The organism is Microbispora sp. CA-102843, from assembly GCF_050936215.1.
In the GTDB taxonomy this organism is placed as follows: Bacteria; Actinomycetota; Actinomycetes; order Streptosporangiales; family Streptosporangiaceae; genus Microbispora.
Window position 1 is genome coordinate 8,042,281 of the sequence record NZ_JBNJNF010000001.1, and the last position, 19,268, is coordinate 8,061,548.

At 70.5% G+C, this 19,268-nt stretch carries 21 protein-coding genes; 8 read left to right on the forward strand and 13 right to left on the reverse strand.

Annotated features, from left to right (window positions below):
- Positions 1-42: 42 nt before the first annotated feature.
- The 3 genes from ACQEVJ_RS37125 to ACQEVJ_RS37135 all read right to left on the reverse strand — a co-directional run bounded on the left by ACQEVJ_RS37125 (position 43) and on the right by ACQEVJ_RS37135 (position 2,166).
- Positions 43-549 (reverse strand): DUF6912 family protein, encoded by a 507-nt coding sequence (locus ACQEVJ_RS37125; RefSeq protein WP_433109344.1) that lies wholly within the window; start codon positions 547-549, stop codon positions 43-45.
- 29 nt (positions 550-578) lie between these two features.
- Complete coding sequence (locus ACQEVJ_RS37130; RefSeq protein WP_433109345.1) at positions 579-1,253, reverse strand: HAD family hydrolase; 675 nt, start codon at positions 1,251-1,253, stop codon at positions 579-581.
- Between the two features lie 73 nt (positions 1,254-1,326).
- Complete coding sequence (locus ACQEVJ_RS37135; protein WP_433109346.1) at positions 1,327-2,166, reverse strand: YbaB/EbfC family nucleoid-associated protein; 840 nt, start codon at positions 2,164-2,166, stop codon at positions 1,327-1,329.
- Positions 2,167-2,249: 83 nt separating this feature from the next.
- Between ACQEVJ_RS37135 and ACQEVJ_RS37140 the strand changes: the two genes are divergently transcribed.
- The 3 genes from ACQEVJ_RS37140 to ACQEVJ_RS37150 all read left to right on the forward strand — a co-directional run bounded on the left by ACQEVJ_RS37140 (position 2,250) and on the right by ACQEVJ_RS37150 (position 3,851).
- Entirely contained in the window at positions 2,250-2,576 is a 327-nt protein-coding gene (locus ACQEVJ_RS37140) for a hypothetical protein (RefSeq protein ID WP_433109347.1), read from the forward strand.
- A gap of 64 nt (positions 2,577-2,640) precedes the next feature.
- Positions 2,641-3,576: a hypothetical protein gene (locus ACQEVJ_RS37145; RefSeq protein ID WP_433109348.1), complete on the forward strand. Its 936-nt coding sequence runs from the start codon at positions 2,641-2,643 to the stop codon at positions 3,574-3,576.
- An 80-nt stretch (positions 3,577-3,656) separates the two neighbouring features.
- The gene (locus tag ACQEVJ_RS37150; RefSeq protein WP_433109349.1) at positions 3,657-3,851 is read left to right on the forward strand and encodes a hypothetical protein; all 195 of its coding nucleotides are present in this window, start codon (positions 3,657-3,659) and stop codon (positions 3,849-3,851) included.
- Here the strand turns inward: ACQEVJ_RS37150 and ACQEVJ_RS37155 are convergent.
- From ACQEVJ_RS37155 to ACQEVJ_RS37185, 7 genes are all read right to left on the reverse strand, one after another.
- A complete protein-coding gene (locus ACQEVJ_RS37155) occupies positions 3,844-5,178 on the reverse strand; it encodes a glycoside hydrolase family 3 protein (protein ID WP_433109350.1) in 1,335 nt (444 codons plus the stop codon). The two genes, ACQEVJ_RS37150 and ACQEVJ_RS37155, sit on opposite strands and share 8 nt — an antisense overlap.
- A gap of 57 nt (positions 5,179-5,235) precedes the next feature.
- The gene (ptsP, locus tag ACQEVJ_RS37160; RefSeq protein ID WP_433109351.1) at positions 5,236-6,966 is read right to left on the reverse strand and encodes a phosphoenolpyruvate--protein phosphotransferase; all 1,731 of its coding nucleotides are present in this window, start codon (positions 6,964-6,966) and stop codon (positions 5,236-5,238) included.
- A 5-nt stretch (positions 6,967-6,971) separates the two neighbouring features.
- On the reverse strand, positions 6,972-7,229 hold the full coding sequence (locus tag ACQEVJ_RS37165; RefSeq protein ID WP_433109352.1) for an HPr family phosphocarrier protein: 258 nt from the start codon (positions 7,227-7,229) through the stop codon (positions 6,972-6,974).
- A gap of 24 nt (positions 7,230-7,253) precedes the next feature.
- Positions 7,254-7,889 carry an HAD family hydrolase gene (locus tag ACQEVJ_RS37170; protein WP_433109353.1) on the reverse strand — a complete coding sequence of 212 codons (636 nt, stop codon included), beginning with the start codon at positions 7,887-7,889 and terminating at the stop codon, positions 7,254-7,256.
- On the reverse strand, positions 7,889-8,335 hold the full coding sequence (locus ACQEVJ_RS37175; protein WP_433109354.1) for a PTS sugar transporter subunit IIA: 447 nt from the start codon (positions 8,333-8,335) through the stop codon (positions 7,889-7,891). The genes ACQEVJ_RS37170 and ACQEVJ_RS37175 overlap by 1 nt, the downstream gene beginning before the upstream one ends.
- Before the next feature lie 80 nt (positions 8,336-8,415).
- The gene (locus ACQEVJ_RS37180; RefSeq protein WP_030509331.1) at positions 8,416-8,652 is read right to left on the reverse strand and encodes a glucose PTS transporter subunit EIIB; all 237 of its coding nucleotides are present in this window, start codon (positions 8,650-8,652) and stop codon (positions 8,416-8,418) included.
- 33 nt (positions 8,653-8,685) lie between these two features.
- A complete protein-coding gene (locus ACQEVJ_RS37185) occupies positions 8,686-9,720 on the reverse strand; it encodes an SIS domain-containing protein (protein ID WP_433109355.1) in 1,035 nt (344 codons plus the stop codon).
- Between the two features lie 153 nt (positions 9,721-9,873).
- On the opposite strand from ACQEVJ_RS37185, the gene ACQEVJ_RS37190 reads away from it, so the two are divergent.
- The 3 genes from ACQEVJ_RS37190 to ACQEVJ_RS37200 all read left to right on the forward strand — a co-directional run bounded on the left by ACQEVJ_RS37190 (position 9,874) and on the right by ACQEVJ_RS37200 (position 12,706).
- Complete coding sequence (locus ACQEVJ_RS37190; protein ID WP_193202539.1) at positions 9,874-10,614, forward strand: GntR family transcriptional regulator; 741 nt, start codon at positions 9,874-9,876, stop codon at positions 10,612-10,614.
- Between the two features lie 42 nt (positions 10,615-10,656).
- Positions 10,657-11,991, forward strand: coding sequence for a PTS transporter subunit EIIC (locus tag ACQEVJ_RS37195; RefSeq protein WP_433109357.1), 1,335 nt, complete (start codon positions 10,657-10,659; stop codon positions 11,989-11,991).
- A gap of 262 nt (positions 11,992-12,253) precedes the next feature.
- Positions 12,254-12,706, forward strand: coding sequence for an Rv3235 family protein (locus ACQEVJ_RS37200; protein ID WP_433109358.1), 453 nt, complete (start codon positions 12,254-12,256; stop codon positions 12,704-12,706).
- Between the two features lie 65 nt (positions 12,707-12,771).
- On the opposite strand, the gene secA is transcribed toward ACQEVJ_RS37200, so the two are convergent.
- On the reverse strand, positions 12,772-15,573 hold the full coding sequence (gene secA / locus ACQEVJ_RS37205) for a preprotein translocase subunit SecA (RefSeq protein ID WP_433109359.1): 2,802 nt from the start codon (positions 15,571-15,573) through the stop codon (positions 12,772-12,774).
- A gap of 218 nt (positions 15,574-15,791) precedes the next feature.
- Here secA and ACQEVJ_RS37210 point away from each other — a divergent pair, with 218 nt between their 5' ends.
- Both ACQEVJ_RS37210 and ACQEVJ_RS37215 read left to right on the forward strand, forming a co-directional pair.
- Positions 15,792-16,064: an HGxxPAAW family protein gene (locus ACQEVJ_RS37210; protein ID WP_433109360.1), complete on the forward strand. Its 273-nt coding sequence runs from the start codon at positions 15,792-15,794 to the stop codon at positions 16,062-16,064.
- Positions 16,065-16,132: 68 nt separating this feature from the next.
- Positions 16,133-17,368: a winged helix-turn-helix domain-containing protein gene (locus tag ACQEVJ_RS37215; protein ID WP_433109361.1), complete on the forward strand. Its 1,236-nt coding sequence runs from the start codon at positions 16,133-16,135 to the stop codon at positions 17,366-17,368.
- 64 nt (positions 17,369-17,432) lie between these two features.
- Here ACQEVJ_RS37215 and ACQEVJ_RS37220 read toward each other — a convergent pair whose 3' ends face one another.
- Both ACQEVJ_RS37220 and hpf read right to left on the reverse strand, forming a co-directional pair.
- Entirely contained in the window at positions 17,433-18,137 is a 705-nt protein-coding gene (locus ACQEVJ_RS37220; RefSeq protein WP_433109362.1) for a response regulator, read from the reverse strand.
- A gap of 159 nt (positions 18,138-18,296) precedes the next feature.
- Entirely contained in the window at positions 18,297-18,962 is a 666-nt protein-coding gene (gene hpf, locus ACQEVJ_RS37225) for a ribosome hibernation-promoting factor, HPF/YfiA family (RefSeq protein WP_433109363.1), read from the reverse strand.
- Between the last annotated feature and the right edge of the window lie 306 nt (positions 18,963-19,268).

Sequence of the window (19,268 nt, forward strand, 5' to 3'; positions counted from 1 at the left end):
CAGCTTAGACGCCGGGCGTGACAACACCATGAACTCCGCGGGTCAGGTGAGCAGATCCGGGATCTCCTGTGTGGCGTACCACAGCAGTTCGTGGTCCTCGGCGCCGTCCACGACGAACCGCGCGTCGTCGTCCCCGCCGTCGGCCGCGGGCAGCGCCGTGATCGCCGCCTCCACGTCCGGTGCGGCGTCGGCGTCGTCCACGTGGACCGCGGCGACCAGCCGCATCGGGATCGGCTCCAGCACCCGCACGCGGGCGCGCTCCTCCAGATCGGCGCCGGCCTTCACGATCTCGTCGGGCACCTCGGCCGCGATCACCACCCGCCGGGCGGCAACCTCGACGCCGTCCTTGCGGTCGGCGGCCAGCATGCGCAGGGAGGCCCGGGCGGCCTCGGTCAGCGCGACGTACTCCAGCTCCTCGGTGTCGCCCGAGACGTACCACTCGATCAACGCGGGGGTGACCGCGAAGCCGGTCAACGGGGCCGGGCCCAGCTCCCCGGCGGCGACGACGCGCGCCAGCGCGGAAATCGTGGACGGCAGATAGACGCGCATGCGTTCCTCGACTCGGTCTCTGATTGAAGCTACAGACGGGCTGCGGCGCCGGGCTCGCGGAAGGACAGGCCGAACAGGCGCTCCATCTCGGCGATGGTCTCCGCGGGATCGCTGTGGTGGACGCCGACCAGGCCGATCGCGCGGGCCGCCAGGATGTTCGCCTCGATGTCGTCGACGAACACGCACTGTCCCGGCTCCATCCCCAGCAGGCCGAGCGCGTGCCGGAAGATCCGTTCCTCGGGCTTGCGCATGCCGACCTCGCCCGAGATGACGACCGCGTCGAAGAGGACCTCCCAGCCCTCACGCGAGTAGTGGTCGCCCCAGGAGTTGGACACCAGGCAGGTGCCGAGCCCCGCCGTGCGGGCCAGGCGGAGCATCTCGTTCATCTCCTCCACCGGCCGGAAGCCGGCGAACATCCGGGCCAGCAGGCCGTCGGCCTCCGGCGGGCCGCCGTCCAGGGTCACCAGGCGGGCCGCCAGGGCGCGCTCGAACTCCAGGACCGGAATCTCGCCCCGTTCGAGCGCGTGGATCGGGTTCTCCGCGCCGGGCTCGGCACCCGCCCGGTACGCCTGCGCGACCAGCGCGCGCATCACGTCGCGGTAGTGCCGGGGGTCGATCCGGTCCGCCTCGATCCACTCCGCGACGGACTCGGCCAGGCTCGTGGTCAGAACCCCGCCCCAGTCGATCAGCACACCCTTGAGCACCGCGCCTCCCACCCGACGTGCCTCCAAATATAGGCCGTCCGCGGTCCTAGACTCCGGCACCGGTCAGGGGTGATCAGTCCGGCCGCTCGAACGGCTTGAGCAACCCGCCGAACCACTCGTCGACGGCGTCCGGGCCGAACGACTCGCCGGGCGCCATCTCCCGCAGCGCGTCACTCACCAACTGGCGGCTCTGCCGTTCCGCGTCCTGCTGCGCCCGGCTCAGGGCCAGCAGGAGTTCCTCGGCCAGCGTCCGGCTGGGCAGGCGCATGGCACGAGGCTCGATGACGACCTCCCGCACCTGGCCGTACACCGTCGTGACGGCCTCGATCCGGCCATCCGCCGCCCGGCCGCGGCCGGTGACGGCCTCGATCTCGCGCTGCCCGTCCTCCAGCCATGCCTCGATCTGCGCGGCCCGCTCCGCGTCCTGCTCCAGGTCGTCCCGGTCCGCGGAGTGTCGGTCGGCGGAGTGTCGGTCGGCGGAGTGTCGGTTGGCGGAGTGCGAGCCGAAGCCGTCGGCTCCCGCGTCCAGCTCCTGGGCGAGCTGGTCGAACCGATAACGCACGAACGTCTCGTCCAGCGGGGCGGCCAGCCCGGTCGCCCGGGTCTGGGCGGCGGCCACGAGCTTGTCCGTCCTCTCCTTCGCGGCGTCCTGGGCGGCCCGGATCGCCTTCGTCACCTCCGCACTCAGAACGGCCGCGTCGAGCCGCATGACCCGCGGATCCAATGTGATCGCGGTGACGCCTCCACGGCCGTCGGCCCTGGCCCTCACCAGGCCGTCGGCGCCCTCCCCTTCGCCGGTGACCCGCCGGATCTCGGCCTGGACGTCCGCGAGGCCGCGCATGACGTCCTCGGCCTGGCGAATCATCTGCTCCAGCAGCTCCAGGTCGCTGCCACCCGGAAACGACAGAGACAAGTGTTCCTCCACAAAAAGGACAAAAGGCGTTTACTGTGCAATTCACCCGTCCGTAATTCGCCGGTCATGCTAACGTGCCGCGCATGCACGGGGAACTTGGCATCGAACACAGTGAGGTGGGCAGGGCCTCCTCTCGCCTGGGAGAGCACGGCGACGAGTTCGTGACCGCCCTGCGGTATCTGCGCGAGCGGGCGGGCGCCTCCTCGTGGGGCGACGACGGCCTGTTCGGCGCCTTCGTGGCCGCGTACAACCGCTCCGCACTGACGGCCGTCGAGGCGTACGGGCACCTCGGAGGGACGGTGGGCGGCACGGGAGACGCGCTCGCGGTCGCGAGCCGGCGGGTGTCGGACGCCGAGGTCGACGCGGGGCGCCAGATCGCGCGGGCGCACGACGAACCGGGCCTCGCATGAGCGAGCGAATCAGTCAGCGCAGTGCCCGGCGCATGCCGCTCCGAGCCGAAGGCGAGGAGGTGGCATGGGTCTGATGCCGCCTGACTGGGCACAGCCGATCGCGAGCCTGGTCAACTTCCCGAAGATCGACGAGGCCGACATCCGCGCGGACATCCGTCCGTGGCAGGTCGTTCAGGCCGGTGCCGCCTCCGGGGGGAGCGGCGCGGAGGACGAGGTCAGGCGGCTGCCGGGCGTGTATCAGGGCGTGTCCGCCGACGCGATGCGGAACAACTGGAACAGGACCGGCACCACAGAACACCTCCGTACGGCCGTCGGGGCCGCCACGTACGCGCCGGCGGTGCTCGAAGGCACGGCCAGCGCGGTGACCGCCACGAAGGTGGCCGTCATCACGCAGGCCGTCGCGGGCGCGACCAGGCTGGCCTCGGTCCTCGTCGCGGGCGGTCCGTTCGCCGCGGCCTCGGCCACGGCCGGGCTTCTCGCCACCCGGTACGCCATGCGGAAGATCCTCCGGGAGGCCGAGGAGGGCGGTGCCCGGGTTCTGGCCCCGGCCGTCACGCGGCACATCACCGAACCGCTGGAACGCATTCTGAAGAACACCCGCGGCCCCTTCGGAGGCGGCGGCCCGTCCCTGGCGGGGGCGGGCGGCCCCCACGTTCCCCTGAGGGGCACGCCCCTGCGGACGGCAGGTGAGACGGGGCCCCGTGGGGGCGTCAAGCTGGACATGGGCAGGAGCCGCAAGCCCTATTCGAAGCAGACCGGCCCCCAGCTGTCCTCCGCCGAGCAGGCCGCGCTGGACGCGAAGAAGGCCGGTCAGCCGTACGACAGGAAGGCCGCCAGAGCGGCCGAGCAGAAGGCGAAGACGAGCGAGAAGCTCGACGGCGACCGCAACGCCCAGAAGCGCGGCACCCAGTCCAACCAATCCAACCAGGGCAGCGCGAACCAGCAGCAGGGCCAGCAGAATCAGGACACCCAGGGCAAGAAGAAGAAGCGTTTCTGGTAGGGACTTTCGTGACAAAGCCAATCACCAATCAAATGCATCACTTCACCCAGAACAATCCGGAAGGGATTGGGCAGGACAGCGTGCCGGCGCTGCTCCGCCGGGTCGCGACCACGATCGAGGAACTGGGCCAGGTCGAGGTGTACGACCTGATCATGCACAACGAGATCACCGACGAAGGGACCAACTGGCCGTCGATAACGGTGTACTTCGACTACACCCAGGTGGACGAGCCCGAAGAAGACGCGCCCGCAGAAGACGAGCCCGGCGTCACCTGACGGCGGCGAAGACCCGATCGGCCACCTTGCGGTGCGCGGCGGACTTCAGCGCGCCGGGGTCGGTGCGGATCGGGCCGAAGACGCCGCGCTTCTCCTTCAGCCGCAGGATCCGCAACACCGACTCGTCGATCCTGCGTTCGGAGATCCGCCCCGACTTCACCGCGTCGAGGACGGCGTCGTACGCCTTGGGCAGGTTCGGCGGCATGAGGAGCATGTCGGCCCCGGCGAGCACGGCCCGCACGACGACCTCGGCGTCGCCGTACTTCTTCCGCACCCCGGCCATGTCGAGCGCGTCGGTGCTGATCACGCCGTCGAAGCCGAGTTCCTCGCGCAGCAGACCGGTGAGGATGCGGTGGGACAGCGTCGCGGGGTCGCCCGAGGGGTCGAGCTTCGGCATCACCACGTGTGCCGACATGATCGCGTCCACGCCGTGCGCGATCGCCTCGCGGAACGGCGGCGCGTCCAGCTTCCGCCACTGCGTCTTCGAGTGCGTGATGACCGGCAGGCCCGTGTGGCTGTCGACCGAGGTGTCCCCGTGGCCGGGGAAGTGCTTGGCGACGGAGGCCACGCCCGCCGCGTGGAAGCCGTCGACGGCCGCCCCGACCATCGCGGCCACCTTCCCCGGGTCGGAGCCGTACGCGCGGGGGCCGATCACGGGGTTGCGGGGGTTGATGTTGACGTCGGCGACCGGCGCGAAGTCGAGCGAGATGCCGAGGTCGCGCAGCTCCTCACCGGTCGCCCTGGCGACGTCGCGCGCGTTCGCCGTCTTGCCGGTCTCGCCGATCTCCGACGCGCCGGGAAACTTGGTGACGAGAGACTTGAGCCGGGAGACGAGCCCGTTCTCCTGGTCCACCCCGATCATGAGCGGCGCCCCGCCGGACCTGACCGCCGCCTCGCGCAGGCCGCTGGTGAGCGCGGCCACCTGGCTCGCGCCGGAGACGTTGCCCGCCCAGTCGAACAGGATCACCCCGCCGGGGCGGAACTTCTCCACCACCTGCGCCGGCGTCGCCACGCCGTACCGCGCCTCGTTCTCGTTGCTCGCCGCCCCGGCCTTCTCGCCCCACACCACGACGGTGAAGAGCTGCGCGACCTTGTCCCGCAGGCTCATCTCGGCGAGCGTCCGCTCGGCCTGACTGCCGGAGGGCCGGGCCGACGGCGGCAGAGACGACGACAGAGACGGCGCCAGGGAGCGCGACGGGGACGCCACCGGAGACACCGGCGCGGACGCGCGCGGCGAGGGCGCCTGGCTCGCGGCGCCGATGCCGGACGAGCATCCGGTCACGAGGAGGGCGGCGAGCATGACGGCACCGTGTCTGATTCGTGGCACGTTCTTTACCGTAGCCGCGCCTGGCCGTGACCGAGCCCCGAACCCGGTCACGGACGGTCAGAGCGCGAGTGCGTCCAGGCCCGGCAGTTCCACGCGGGCGGCGGCCTTGGCGGCATGTGCCGAGGTGGCCGAGCACGCCGCGGCGGCGGCCGCGCGGCACTGCGCGAGCGTGTGCCGCGACAGGGCGGCGCGCACCCAGGGCAGCGCGGGGGCGCCCATGGACAGCGAGGTGACCCCCATGCCGACGAGCACGCAGGCGAGCACCGGATCGGCCGCGGCCTCGCCGCAGACCCCGCAGCCCTTGCCCGCCGCGGAGGCGGCCGAGGCCGCCATCGCGATCAGGTCGAGCACGGCCGGGTGCCACGGGTCCTGCAGTCCAGCGACGGCGCTGACCTGGCGGTCGGCCGCGAGCGCGTACTGCGTGAGGTCGTTGGTCCCGATCGAGAAGAAGTCGACGGCCCGGATGAGGTCCGCCGCCCGCAGCGCCGCCGACGGCACCTCGATCATGATGCCCGCGCCGTCGAGCCCCGCCGTACGGCAGGCCTCGGCGAACCACTCGGCCTCCTCGACGGTGGCCACCATCGGCGCCATGACCTGGACCTTGGCCGAGACTCCCGCGGCGGCCCCGGCCAGCGCGCCCAGCTGGGCGGTCATGATCTCCGGATATCGGCGGAACATGCGCAGGCCGCGCTCTCCGAGCGCCGGGTTGGGCTCCTCCTCCGGCGGCGGCAGGAACGCCAGCGGCTTGTCGGCGCCGGAGTCGAGCGTGCGGACCACCACACGACCCTCCGGGAACGCCTCGAACACCGCCCGGTAGGCCTCCTCCTGCTCGCTTCCCGACGGCGCGGTCTCGCGGTCGAGGAAGAGGAACTCGGTGCGGTAGAGGCCGACGCCCTCGGCGCCGTTGGCCAGCGCGCTCTCCAGGTCGCGGGGGCCGCCGATGTTGGCGAGCAGGGGAACGGGGTGACCGTCGGCGGTCGCGCCGGGGCCGGTGGCCGCAGACAGCACCGCCCGCCGCGCCTCGTCGGCGGCACGCGCCTCGGCCACGCGGGCCGGGTCGGGCGTGAGCAGCACCTGCCCGGACGCGCCGTCGACCAGCACGGGGGTGCCGGGGGGGATCGCGGTCGCGCCGGCGCAGCCGACGACGGCGGGCACGCCCATCGAGCGGGCGAGGATCGCCGTGTGGCTGGTCGGCCCGCCCTGCTCGGTGACGAACGCGGCGACCACGTCCTTCGACAGCAGCGCGGTGTCGGCCGGGGCGAGGTCCTTGGCGACGAGCACGAACGGCTCGGCGGCGCTGGCCGGCACGCCGGGCATGGGCAGGCCGGTGAGCACGGCGATCACCCGGTCGCGGATGTCGTCGAGGTCCGCGACGCGCTCGGCCAGGTAGCCGCCGGCCGCCGCGAGCAGGTCCCGATACTTGCCGAAGGCGTCGAAGACGGCGCGCGGGGCGGCCACGCCCCGGTCGACGAGCTCGCCGACCTCCATGGCCAGGCTCGGGTCGCGGGCCATCAGCGCCTGCGCGCCGAGCACCTCCTGGGCCTCGCCTCCCGCCCTGGCGCCGCGCGCCTCCAGGTCGGCGGCCACCTCCTCGACCGCCCGCTCGGCGCGGGCCCGTTCGGCGGCGGCGTCGCCGTCGTGGCGCGCCTCCTTGTCGGGCTCGGGGATCTCACCCGCGAGCACATGGGCCGGGCCGTACCCGGCGCCGGGGCTGACCCCCGTGCCGGCCAGCGACCGCGCGCCGTTCTCGTCCCCCGCCGTCGTCCCCGTCTTCTCGTGCCCGTCCACTGGCGTCAGGCAGCCGAGGCGATCTGGGCGAGCTCGTCGAGCAGCTCTTCGGCGCCGTCGCCCTCCGCGCTGATGACGATCGACTCCCCCTGCCGTACGTCGAGCGCCAGAACCGACAGGATGCTCTTCGCGCTCACCGGCGAGCCGCCCGCCTTCGCGACGGTGACGTCGAAGGGCGCCTTCGCCGCGGTCTGCACGAACGTCGCCGCCGGGCGGGCGTGCAGCCCGACCTCGGACGCGACGCTGACTGTGCGTTCGGCCACGTTTCCTCCTCCTGCGGCGGTGGTCTAGACCGCCGGTAGTTCCGTCAAAGGCCAGTCAATACCCGACATATCGGGTATTACCAGATCCGCGTGTGACAGTTCATCCGGATGATGCGTGGTGGCCACCGCAACGCAGGTCATACCCGCAGCCCGAGCCGCCGCGATCCCGGCGAGCGAGTCCTCGAACACCACACACTTGGCCGGGTCCACCGCGAGCAGGTCGGCCGCCATGAGGTAGCCGGACGGATCCGGCTTGCCCACGGTCACGTCCTCGGCGGAGACGATGGTCCGTACCACCTCCACGACGCCGATGTCGGTGAGCCGTTCCACCGCCCACCATCGCTGAGCCGAGGTGACCAGGGCCAGCGGAGCCCCCTGCTCCGCGACCCGGGACACCAGCTCCGCCGCCCCCGGGACAGGCATGATGTCGGGCAGGTCCGGGTGGTCGTAGTAGGAGCGGATCTCCTCCATCACGACCTCGGGATCCATGCCGGGCAGCACCTCGGGGACGACGTCCACCCCGCGGCGGCCCATGACGCGCCGCAGCAGCGTCTCGTCGTACGTGATGCCGTGGTCGTCCAGGAACATCCGCCACAGGGCGCGGCTGCGGACCTCGGTGTTGACCAGGGTGCCGTCGAGATCGAAGAGCGCGGCCTCCATCACGACCACTCGAAGAGCGGGTCGCCCGCGTCCACGCCGCCCTCGGCGACCTCGCCGACCGAGCCCGCCACCGCGTCGAGCGCCACCACCGGGCAGACCGGCGAGCGTCCGCCGGCCTCGACGGCCGCGGGGTCCCAGGCCACGACGGGCTGCCCGGCGCTGACGTGGTCCCCCTCTGCCGCGAGCAGGCGGAAGCCCTCGCCCTTGAGTTGCACGGTGTCGATGCCGAGATGCACCAGCACACCCCTGCCGTCGTCCCCCACCACGACGTACGCGTGCGGGTGCAGCTTCACGATTGTGCCGCCGATCGGGGCCAGGGCCTCGACGGGCTGCCGGAGGGGATCGATCGCGGTTCCCGGGCCGACCATCGCCTGCGAGAACACCGGGTCCGGCACGGCGGCCAGGCCGATGGCCGCCCCCGCGACCGGGGCGAGAACAGTCGTCAATGAAGAGCCCTTCCCTGAGATCCGGGCAGGCGTCGCCACAGGTCCGCCCGAGATCGGCGGACCCGCGGCGAACTCCCGGTTCAGCCGATGATGTCCTCGATGTCGCTGGCGATGGTGTCGGCCTCGGGGCCCACCACGACCTGGACGACGTTGCCCGCCGCCATCACTCCGTGGGCGCCGGCCGCCTTGAGCGCGGCCTGGTCCACCTTCGAGGCGTCGTGCACCTCGGTGCGCAGCCGGGTGATGCACGGCTCCACTTCGATGATGTTGTCGGCGCCACCGAGCCCGGCGATGATCGCCTCGGCGTCTGCAGCCATGGGGGTCCTCCTGTAGTTCAGCCGGTCTGTCGTTCAGTCGGTCTGCGTGACCTTCTTCAGACCGCGGGGGGAATCGGGGTCGATACCGAGCCTGCGCGCGAGCGCCTCGGTGAGCAACTGCCCGGGGACGATGAGTCCCAGCGGGGCCACCCACTCGGGCAGGTCCGGACCGTTCAGAGCGGCGGTCGAGGCGGCGGCGAGCCGCTCGCCGCCTCCGACGCCGAAGGCGGCGGCGCCCGCGCCGGTGACCCGCTCGGCCAGCGCGACCGTGCCCGCCAGTGTCGGGCCCTGCCCCGCGGCAACCAGGATCGCCGGGGTCTCGGCGTCCACGACCGCGATCGGGCCGTGCAGCAGGTCGGCGTACGACAGGCCCATCGCGTGCAGGTAGCACGCCTCCTTGAGCTTGAGCGCCAGCTCCAGCGCGGTCGAGAACGCCAGGCCGCGGCCGGACACGACGACGCCGGGCTTGTCGGCCAGGCCCTCGACCACGGCGTCCAGGTCGCCGGGGTCGGAGACCAGCTTCTCCACCGCGTCCGGCACCCGGCGCAGGTCGTCGGGGTCAACGTCGGCGCCGAGGCCGATCGCGAGCACGGCCAGCGCGGCGAGCTGGGTCGTGTAGGTCTTCGTGGCCGGGACGGCCTTCTCCTCGCCGGCGAGCGTGCACAGCGCGAGGTCGGCGACCTGGGCCAGCGGCGACTCCTCGCCGCCGTTGGTGATCGCGACGGTCTTCGCGCCGCAGTCCTTCGCCCACTGGAGGGTCTCGACGATCTCCTCCGTACGGCCGGACTGGGACAGGCCCACGGCCAGCACCCCGTCGAGGTCGAGCCTGCGGCGGTAGGTGGTGGCGACCGAGGGGGCGCCCATCGCCGCCATCCGGCCCGCCCGCGCCTCGATCAGGTAGCGGCCGTAGACCGCCGCGTTGTCCGAGGTCCCGCGGGCGACGAACAGCAGATGGCGGGTGTCCCGCGCGACCGCCTCGACTTCGCCGGCCCTCGGAAGGAGAGCGTCCAGCGTCGCCTGAATCGCCGCGGGCTGCTCGGCGATCTCACCGCGCATCCTGGTCGTCATCGATGATCATCCTCTGCTTGGCGAGATTTGTCCGTTATCGATCCGTCGCCGGCCCATACATTGACACACATTTCCCGGCTGTGGTCTAGTCCGGACTAGACCAGTAAGAACCTTAACTTATTCGGACGATTCAGAGCGAGAGGGGAGGGATCAGTGGCCCAGATCGATCCGGCCAGCCCGGTGCCCAAGTATTTCCAACTGCGGGAAATCCTGCTCGACCTGATCGAGAACAACGAGCTGCCGATCGGCGCGGCGATCCCCTCCGAACGCGACCTGAGCCAGCGCTTCGACCTGTCCCGTATGACGGTACGGCAGGCCGTCGACCACCTGGTGTCCGAGGGCCGGTTGCACCGGGTCCCGGGCAAGGGCACGTTCGTGGCCCGCCCGAAGATCGAGCTGGCACTCCAGCTCACCTCCTTCACCGACGACATGCGGGCGCGCGGCATGGAGCCGGGCTCCCGCGACCTGGACCGGCGAGTGGTCCGGGCCAGCGCCCACCTCGCACGGCAGCTCGGCATCCAGCCGGGAGACGCCGTCCACTTCATCGAGCGGCTGCGCACGGCGGACGGGGAACCGCTGAGCATCGAGCGCGCCCACATCCCGGTCGCGCTCGCACCCGATCTCGATGCCTACGACCTGACCGGACGATCCCTGTACGCCCTGCTCGAGTCGCGCTACGGGCTCGTGATGGACGCCGGGGAGCTGACCATCGACGGCGGCCTCGCCGATCCGAGCGACGCCGACCTGCTCAAACTGCCCCGGGGCGGGGCCGTGCTGCTGCTGCAGCGCCGGTCCTTCGCCGGCGGGGTATGCGCCGAACTCGGCGTCTCCACCTATCGCGCCGACCGCTACCAACTCCGGACGCTCCTCGGAGCCCCGGCCAGAAGACTCTGACACTCCTCCCTGTTCTCCCCCACCCCCCTGGAGGAACAACCGATGAGTTCCACCTCCGCCGACGCGGGCCTGCCCGCCGCACCCTCTAACCAGAACGCGGTGATGACCGCGCTGTCCCGCATCGGCCGTTCCCTGATGCTCCCGATCGCGGCGCTGCCCGCCGCGGCGCTCCTTCTCCGGATCGGCCAGGACGACCTGCTCGGCCGTACGGACAACGCGACACTTGACAAGATCGCACAGGTCATCGGCGGCGCGGGCGGCGCCCTGTTCGACGCGCTGCCGCTGCTGTTCGCGGTGGGCGTCGCGGTCGGCTTCGCCCGGCGGGCCGACGGCTCGACCGCCCTGGCGGCCGTGGTCGGCTACCTCGTCTGGGACCGGGTCACCCACCTGATGTTCTTCGACGCCTCCGCGGACGCGGCGGTGCACAAGAAGGTGGCCCAGACGCTCATGGGGGCGGACGGCAAGCCGGCGGAGGCGCTCAATCTCGCAGCGGCCAACCCGACCGGAGTGCTCGGCGGCATCCTCATGGGCCTCGTCGCGGCGATCCTGTGGCAGCGGTACTACCGGACGAAGCTACCGGCCTACCTGGCCTTCTTCGGCGGTCGCCGCTTCGTGCCGATCCTCACCGCGCTGGCCGGGCTCGTCCTCGGCGTCGTCTTCGGCCTGATCTGGCCGCCGATCGGGCAGGGTCTGACCAACTTCGGCGACTGGCTCGCCAGCAACTCCACGCTCGGCGCGGGCATCTACGGCGTCGTCAACCGCGGCCTCATCCCCTTCGGTCTGCACCACTTCGTGAACTCGATCGTCTGGTTCACCGTGCCGGAGTGCACCGTCGGCGCGACCCACGCGGCGGGCGACCTGAACTGCTACTTCGCGGGGCAGGACGGCGCCGGCGCGTTCATGGCGGGCTTCTTCCCGGTCATGATGTTCGGCCTCCCGGCCGCGGCGATCGCGATGTGGCGGGCCGTCCCGCCGCACCGCCGCGCCACCGTCGGCGGCATCATGATCTCCTCGGCCCTGATCTCGTTCGTCACCGGCATCACCGAGCCGATCGAGTTCGCGTTCATCTTCGTGGCCCCGGTCCTGTTCGCGGCGCACGCCCTGCTCACCGGCGTCTCGATGGCCGTGGTCGCGGCCCTCGACGGACGGCTCGGCTTCGGGTTCTCCGCCGGCGCGATCGACGCGGGCCTGAACGCCTCCAAGGACAACACGCACAACTTCTGGCTGATCATGTTGATCGGCGTCGTCTACTTCTTCGTCTACTACGTGGTCTTCAGCTTCCTCATCAAGAAGCTGAACATCATGACGCCCGGTCGCGAACCCGAGCCCGACGTGGACTCCGGGGAGAGCGCCGAGACGGCGCGTGCCCGCGCCTGACGCGTCAGGTCCCCTCTCAGGGAGCAGGGGCGCCCGGTGACCCCGGGCGCCCCTGTTGTGTTTCCCGCCATTGCGGATGCCGCTAATTGCCGATCAACCTATGCGTAAAATCCGCGGCGGTCGCGCCAACCCGGAGGAATCTTCCGGACGAACGGCGGCACAAAGGCTCGCGACTCGGCAAAGTTGGCGTCCCCCGTATCAGGGCGGATGACCGCAACCTCTATTAGGCGTCAGCTTCACGGCGCACGAGAGCGGAGTCCCGATGCCCAAGCCCGTCCCCCTGCCACGGCTCGCGTCCGTCCCCCCGGCCGATCCTCCCTACGACGAGCGTGACAGTGGCGGCCACGTGACGCGTCCCGGCACGTACGGCGCGCTCGCCCTGGCCCCCGTCCCGCGCCGTCCGGGCACGCCCACGGACGAGCGCCGCCTGCGGGGGCTCGGCCAGGCGCTCGCGGAGATCCTGGCGGGCCGCAGGCCGCCGGAGACCGTCCAGGACCGGCTCACCGAGCGGGCCTACCGCGAACTGGTCCGGGCCGGGAAGATGATCGACACCGAGCGGCCGCCCCTGACGGGCCTTCCCCACGTGCAGCGGCCCAGCGACGGGGTGATCGAGATGTGCCTGCTCGTCCACTGCGGGCCGCGCAGCCGCGTGCTCGCCGTACGGCTGGAGCGGCAGGGCGTGCAGTGGCTGGTCACCGAGTTCGAGACCGCGTGACCGGAGGCCGTACAGCGCGAAGGACCCCGCCGGGCATGGCCCGGCGGGGTCCGTCTCAGGTCAGATCACGCCTGCTGGTTGCGCGGGTCTCCGTGGCAGCGCTTGTACTTCTTGCCCGAGCCACAGGGGCAGGGCGCGTTGCGCTCGGTGTCGCCGTACGCGGCGCGCTGCTCGGGAGTCGACCGCACCCGGCTGACCTCCACGTCGCCGCTCTCGCCCGGCGCGGTGTAGACCATCTCGGTCGGCCGCGACGGCTGCCGCAGCGCCCGGGCGATGATCGAGCCGGTCTCGGAGAGAGCCGTGTCCTCCTCGGCGTTCTCCTCGACGATCGGGTTGGCCTGCACCTCGACCTCGAGGTTGAACAGGTAGCCGGCCGACTCCTCCTTGATGCCGTCGAGCATCGCGGAGAACATCTCGTAGCCCTCGCGCTGGTACTCGATCAGCGGGTCCTTCTGGGCATAGGCGCGCATGCCGATGCCCTCCTGGAGGTAGTCCATCTCGTAGAGGTGCTCGCGCCACTTGCGGTCGAGCACCGAGAGGATGACCCGGCGCTCCAGCTCGCGCATCGCCTCGGAGCCGAGCTGCTCCTCGCGGCGGGCGTAGGCCGCGAACGCGTCCTCCTTGACCTTCTCGGCGATGAGGTCCGCCGTCAGCTCCTCCCGGTCGCCGCCGGCCTGCTCGATGAGCTCGTCGACGGTGAAGGAGATCGGGTAGAGCTGGCCGAACGCCTTCCACAGCTTCTCGAGGTCCCATTCCTCGGCGAAGCCCTCTGCGGTGGCGCCCTTGACGTAGTCGTCGATGACGTCGCCGACGAAGCCGCGGACCTGCTCGTGCAGGTCGGCGCCTTCCAGCACCCGCCGACGCTCGGCGTAGATCACCGTGCGCTGGCGGTTCATCACCTCGTCGTACTTCAGGACGTTCTTGCGGATCTCGAAGTTCTGCTGCTCGACCTGGTGCTGCGCGGAGGCGATGGCCTTGGACACCATGCCCGACTCGATCGGCACGTCGTCCGGGATGTTGAGCCGCGTCATGATCATCTCGACCCTGGCCGAGTTGAACAGCCGCATGAGGTCGTCCTCGAGCGAGAGGTAGAACCGCGACTCGCCGGGGTCGCCCTGACGGCCGGAACGGCCGCGGAGCTGGTTGTCGATACGCCGCGACTCGTGCCGCTCGGTGCCCAGCACGTAGAGCCCACCGAGCTCGGTGACCTCCTCGTGCTCGGTCTTGACGGCCTCCTTGGCCTTCTCCAGCGCCTCGGGCCAGGCCTTCTCGTACTCCTCCGGAGTCTCGGACGGCGACAGGCCGCGCTGCTGAAGCTCCAGGTCGGCGCGGAACTCGGGGTTGCCGCCGAGCATGATGTCGGTGCCTCGACCGGCCATGTTGGTCGCCACGGTGACCGCGCCCTTGCGGCCCGCCTCGGCGACGATCGCGGCCTCACGGGCGTGGTTCTTCGCGTTCAGCACCTCGTGCGTCACGCCCTGGCGCTTGAGCATCCGCGACAGCTTCTCGGACTTCTCGACGCTGGTGGTGCCGACGAGGACCGGCTGGCCCTTCTCGTAGCGCTCCTTGATGTCCTCGACGCACGCCTGGAACTTGGCGTCCTCGCTCTTGTAGACGACGTCGGCCTGGTCCTTACGGACCATCGGCCGGTTGGTCGGGATCGGGACGACGCCCAGCTTGTACGTCTGGTGGAACTCGTTGGCCTCGGTGGCGGCCGTACCGGTCATGCCGGCGAGCTTCTCGTAGAGGCGGAAGTAGTTCTGGAGGGTGATCGTGGCGAGGGTCTGGTTCTCGTCCTTGATCTTCACGCTTTCCTTGGCCTCGATGGCCTGGTGCATGCCCTCGTTGTAGCGGCGGCCGTGCAGGACGCGCCCGGTGAACTCGTCGACGATCAGGACCTCGCCGTCGACGACGATGTAGTCCTTGTCCTTCTTGAACAGTTCCTTGGCCTTGAGGGCGTTGTTGAGGAACTGCACGAGGTGGGTGTGCTCGGGCTTGTAGAGGTTGTCGATGCCGAGCAGGTCCTCGACCTTCTCCACGCCCGCCTCGAGGATGCCGACGGTGCGCTTCTTCTCGTCGACGACGTAGTCGCCGGTGCTCTCCTCGCCGTCCTTGCCCTCGGTGCCGCGCCGCAGCCTCGGCACGATCTTGGCGAACTCCTGGTACCACTTGCCCGACTGCTCGCCCGGGCCGGAGATGATGAGCGGGGTCCTGGCCTCGTCGATCAGGATCGAGTCGACCTCGTCCACGATGGCGAAGTTGTGGCCGCGCTGGACGCACTCCTCCATCGACCACGCCATGTTGTCGCGGAGGTAGTCGAAGCCGAACTCGTTGTTCGTGCCGTACGTGATGTCGGCGTTGTACTGCTTTCGGCGCTCCTCCGGCGGCATGTTCGCCAGGATGACCCCGACCTCCAGGCCGAGGAAGCGGTGGACGCGGCCCATGGTCTCGGCGTCGCGCTTGGCCAGGTAGTCGTTGACCGTGACGACGTGGACGCCCTTGCCGGAGATCGCGTTGAGGTAGGCGGGAAGCGTACAGGTGAGCGTCTTGCCCTCACCGGTGCGCATCTCGGAGATGTTGCCCATGTGCAGGTTGGCGCCACCCATGAGCTGCACGTCGAAGTGGCGCTGCCCGAGCACGCGGCGGGCGGCCTCGCGGACGGTCGCGAACGCCTCCGGCAGCAGGTCGTCGAGGGACTCGCCCTCGGTGTGACGCTGCTTGTACTCGGCGGTCAGCGCGCGGAGCTCGGCGTCGGACAGGCTCTTGAAGTCCTCTTCGATGGAGTTGACCTGCTCGGCGATGCGCTTGAGCTTCCGCAGAGTCTTGCCTTCGCCGGCGCGAAGGATCTTGTCGAGAATGGCTGGCACTTTTAGTAAAGCTCCTCGCAGGTCTACCCAGGTTGATCACCGAGGTGTGAGGACGAGACATACTTCCCCGCTAGCCATCGTAGGCGGTTCCCGTACCAGACACACCCACCTGCAATCGACGGAGCGCCGCGGCACAATCGCATAACTCATAAGGGAAAACCGCCCCCAAGGTTCCCCCGATGTTCCGACCACCTCTGCCATCAGGTAGAAAACGGGGTATGGCACAGAGCGGACACCAGGGCAGCCACGCGGGAAGCGCCAAATCTTGGCTCGCCGTCATCACCATCCTCATCGGCTTCACGTTCGGGGGTGTGGCACTGACGCTCGGACCGAACTGGATCTTCGTCTGGATCGGCGTGGGCATCTGCGCCGTCGGCGGGCTGCTCGCGCTCGCGTTCGACATCTTCTCGGACGTGATCGTGGACGCCCCCCGGCAGATTCCGGTCCAGGAGCACCACTCGCCGTTCGAGCACCGGTCCATCAGCTCCTGAGGGTTCCCGGGCCCGCACCCGAACCGGCGTAGGCGTTTTGTCGGTCACGGCGTCTAGCATCTCTGGCTGTGACCGACCTGACCGCCGACGAGGCCCGCAGGATCATCCTCCGGGCCCAGGGTTTCCTCGGTGCCACCGCCCGCGGCGGTGGCGTCCCCACCATGCTGCGGCGCGTCGGCGCCGTCCAGCTCGACACCATCTCCGTCCTCGCCCGCTCCCACGAGCTCGTCGCGTACGCGCGCCTCGGGCCGGTCGGCCGCTCCGTGGTCGAGCGGGCCTATTGGGACGACCCCGCCCGTGCCTTCGAGTACTGGTGCCACGCCGCCTGCGTGCTGCCCATCGAGCAGTGGCCGCTGTACGCCTTCCGCCGCCGCGCCTACCGGGAGCGGCGCTATCGCTGGCACGAGGTGCCGCCCGTGGTCGACAAGGTCCTGGAGCAGGTGCGCTCGGACGGCCCGCTCACCACGGCCGACATCGGCGGCGCCCGAGTTGACCGGGGCGGCTCCGGCACGACACAGGCGGGCGAGTGGTGGGACTGGTCGGACACCAAGATCGCCATCGAGTTCCTGCTCGACATCGGTGAGGTCGTCTGCACCCGCCGGGTCGGCTGGCGGCGCGTCTACGAGCTCGCCGAGCGCGCGGTCCCGGCGGACCTGCTCGCGCAGGACCTGGCCGACGACGAGTGCGTGACCCGGCTGACCGAGATCGCCGGGCGGTCGCTCGGCGTGGCGACCAGGGCGGACCTGGTCGACTTCACCCGCGTCAAGGGCAGGCACGCCGCCATGCTCGACGAGGCGCTGCTGAGCGGCGCCGCCGGCCTCGTGCCCGTACGCGTGTCGGGCTGGCCCGCGCGGCGCGGCGCGGACGCGGACGGGCCGAACGCCTGGGCGGACCCCGCCGCGCTGGAGAGCGAGCCGCGCGGGCGGCACCGCACCACGCCGCTGTCGCCGTTCGACTCGCTCATCTGGGAGCGGGCGCGGGCCGAGCGCGTGTTCGGCCTCAACCACCGCCTGGAGGCGTACGTCCCGAAGGACAAGCGGGTGCACGGCTACTTCGCGATGCCGGTGCTCGCGGGCGGGCGGATCATCGGCCGGTTCGACCCGGCCCGCGAGGGCGCCACGCTGGTCGCCCGGCAGGTGGGATTCGAGCCCGGCGGCGGCCGCGCCAGGGCCGCGGAGGCGATGAGCGACGCCCTGTGGGAGGCCGCGAGCTGGGTCGGCTGCACCGACGTGCGGGTGGAGCGGGTCGGCACGCCGGACCTGGAAGCCCCGCTACGCGCCGCGGTGACCCGCGGCCCTCGCTAGTCGCTCAGGAGTGTCTTACAAATGCTGCCCGTCGCGCAGCAGGGCTTGATTTGTCAGACACGACCTAGGTGATCTCCAGCAGCCGCTCGCGCACGGCGTAGACCACGGCCTCCATGCGCGAGTGGAGCTGGAGCTTCTCCAGGATGTTGCGGACGTGGTTCTTCACCGTGTTCTCGGAGATGAACAGGTCCTTGGCGATCTCGCGGTTGTTCATGCCCTTCGCGACGAGGCGCAGGACCTCCATCTCCCGATCGGTCAGGCGGGGGACCGGGAGCTGGGGGGGCCGCTCGGCCTCCTTGCGGCTCATGTTCGCGAACTCACTGATCAACTTCGCGGCCATGGCGGGGTTGATGAGCGACTGGCCCTCGTGGACGCCGCGCACGGCGTCGGGCACCTCGTCGATCTGGACGTCCTTGAGCAGATAACCGGTCGCACCCGCCTTGATCGCTTCGAAGAGGTCCTCCTCCTCGTCGCTGACGGTCAGCATGATGATCCGGGTGCTCGGCACCGACTCCTTGATCTTCCGAGTCGCCCCGATGCCGTCCAGCCTCGGCATGCGGACATCCATCAGGACCACGTCCGGCATCAGCCGGTCCGCGAGCTGGACGGCCTCCTGGCCGTCGCTCGCCTCGCCTACCACCTCGATGTCCGCCTCCGCGGCCAGCGCGAGCTCCAGGCTGCGGCGGATCAGCGCGTGATCGTCGACGATCAGCACACGGATCGGCTCGCTTCGACCGGCTGCTCGGGCCGCCTCGTCGGGTCGGGTCACGGAACCTCCTTGCGGGGGCCAAGGACGCTGGATCGCCATCATTACACGGGTTCCAGGGTGGTTAGGGATCTTCGTCGGCCCGCCCGTCCCTCTCCTCCCGGTTCCTACCGGATCGTGCGGCGCCCCGGCCCGGATATCCGGGCCGGGGCGCCGAGAGAGCTAGCTCTCTACGAGCCTGAGGACTCCGTAGTCGTAGCCGCGACGCCGGTAGACGACGCTCGGCTGGCCCCCTTCCTTGTCGCGGAAGAGGTAGAAGTCGTGACCCACGAGCTCCATTTCCAGGAGCGCCTGGTCGATCGTTATGGGGTCGGCCTTGTGGAACTTCTCGCGTACGATCAGCGGTCCTTCGCCGTCCATCTCGATGGGCACGATGGGCTCGGAACCCTCGGCCCGCCCTCCGCCGGTCTCCGCCGGGATCTCGGCGACCGGCTCCGGCTCCTGCCGGACGGTCGTGATCACCCCCTGCTCGCCCTCCGTCACCGCGGTGAGCTCCGCCATCGAAGGGGGGCAGTTCTTCCCGTGATGGATCTTGCGGCGGTCGGCGAGCCGCCTCAGCCGCTCCTCCAGCTTGCCGATGGCGATGTCCAGCGCCGAGAATCGGTCGTCCGCACAGGCCTCGGCGCGGATGGCGGGGCCCCGCGAGTGGATCGTCAGCTCCACCCGTTCACGCTGCCCGCTCTGGCGGTGGTTGGGCTCCTTCGAGACCTCTACGTCGATTTGGATGAGCTTGTTGTTGAGCTTCTGGATTCTGGCCAGCTTGGACGTCACTTGATCGCGGAACCGGTCACCCACAGTGGTGTGCCGTCCCTTGACGATGATTTCCACGCAAAGCCCCCCTTCGCACATCGACGGTGGTGCACGCGCTCCTGGACACCCGTCCGGCCGACCTGGTCTTCGTCCCCACATCCGCCTGCTGAGGGGTTCGCAGCTCACTCGCCACTACTGCCCTTCTCCTCTTACGGGGGACATCTGGACCCCCGGGAGGGCAGGGCTTACCTCTAAGCCGCACCGTGATCGGTCGACCAAGAGTCGCCTTACGTGGGCCGTTTCGCCTGCGGCTGGCATCGGCTAACCAGGCCGAACTCCGAGAGGGAGTCGGCCCGGCGCAACCACGGACCCGGACGGGTGCCA

Coding starts and splice junctions, on each gene's coding strand:
- ACQEVJ_RS37185 (WP_433109355.1), bottom strand. CDS start 9,720: ATGACGACCAGGATGCGCGGTGAGATCGCCGAGCAGCCCGCGGCGATT.
- ACQEVJ_RS37210 (WP_433109360.1), top strand. CDS start 15,792: ATGGCACAGAGCGGACACCAGGGCAGCCACGCGGGAAGCGCCAAATCT.
- ACQEVJ_RS37125 (WP_433109344.1), bottom strand. CDS start 549: ATGCGCGTCTATCTGCCGTCCACGATTTCCGCGCTGGCGCGCGTCGTC.
- ACQEVJ_RS37140 (WP_433109347.1), top strand. CDS start 2,250: ATGCACGGGGAACTTGGCATCGAACACAGTGAGGTGGGCAGGGCCTCC.
- ACQEVJ_RS37180 (WP_030509331.1), bottom strand. CDS start 8,652: ATGGCTGCAGACGCCGAGGCGATCATCGCCGGGCTCGGTGGCGCCGAC.
- ACQEVJ_RS37195 (WP_433109357.1), top strand. CDS start 10,657: ATGAGTTCCACCTCCGCCGACGCGGGCCTGCCCGCCGCACCCTCTAAC.
- ACQEVJ_RS37170 (WP_433109353.1), bottom strand. CDS start 7,889: ATGGAGGCCGCGCTCTTCGATCTCGACGGCACCCTGGTCAACACCGAG.
- ACQEVJ_RS37200 (WP_433109358.1), top strand. CDS start 12,254: ATGCCCAAGCCCGTCCCCCTGCCACGGCTCGCGTCCGTCCCCCCGGCC.
- ACQEVJ_RS37145 (WP_433109348.1), top strand. CDS start 2,641: ATGGGTCTGATGCCGCCTGACTGGGCACAGCCGATCGCGAGCCTGGTC.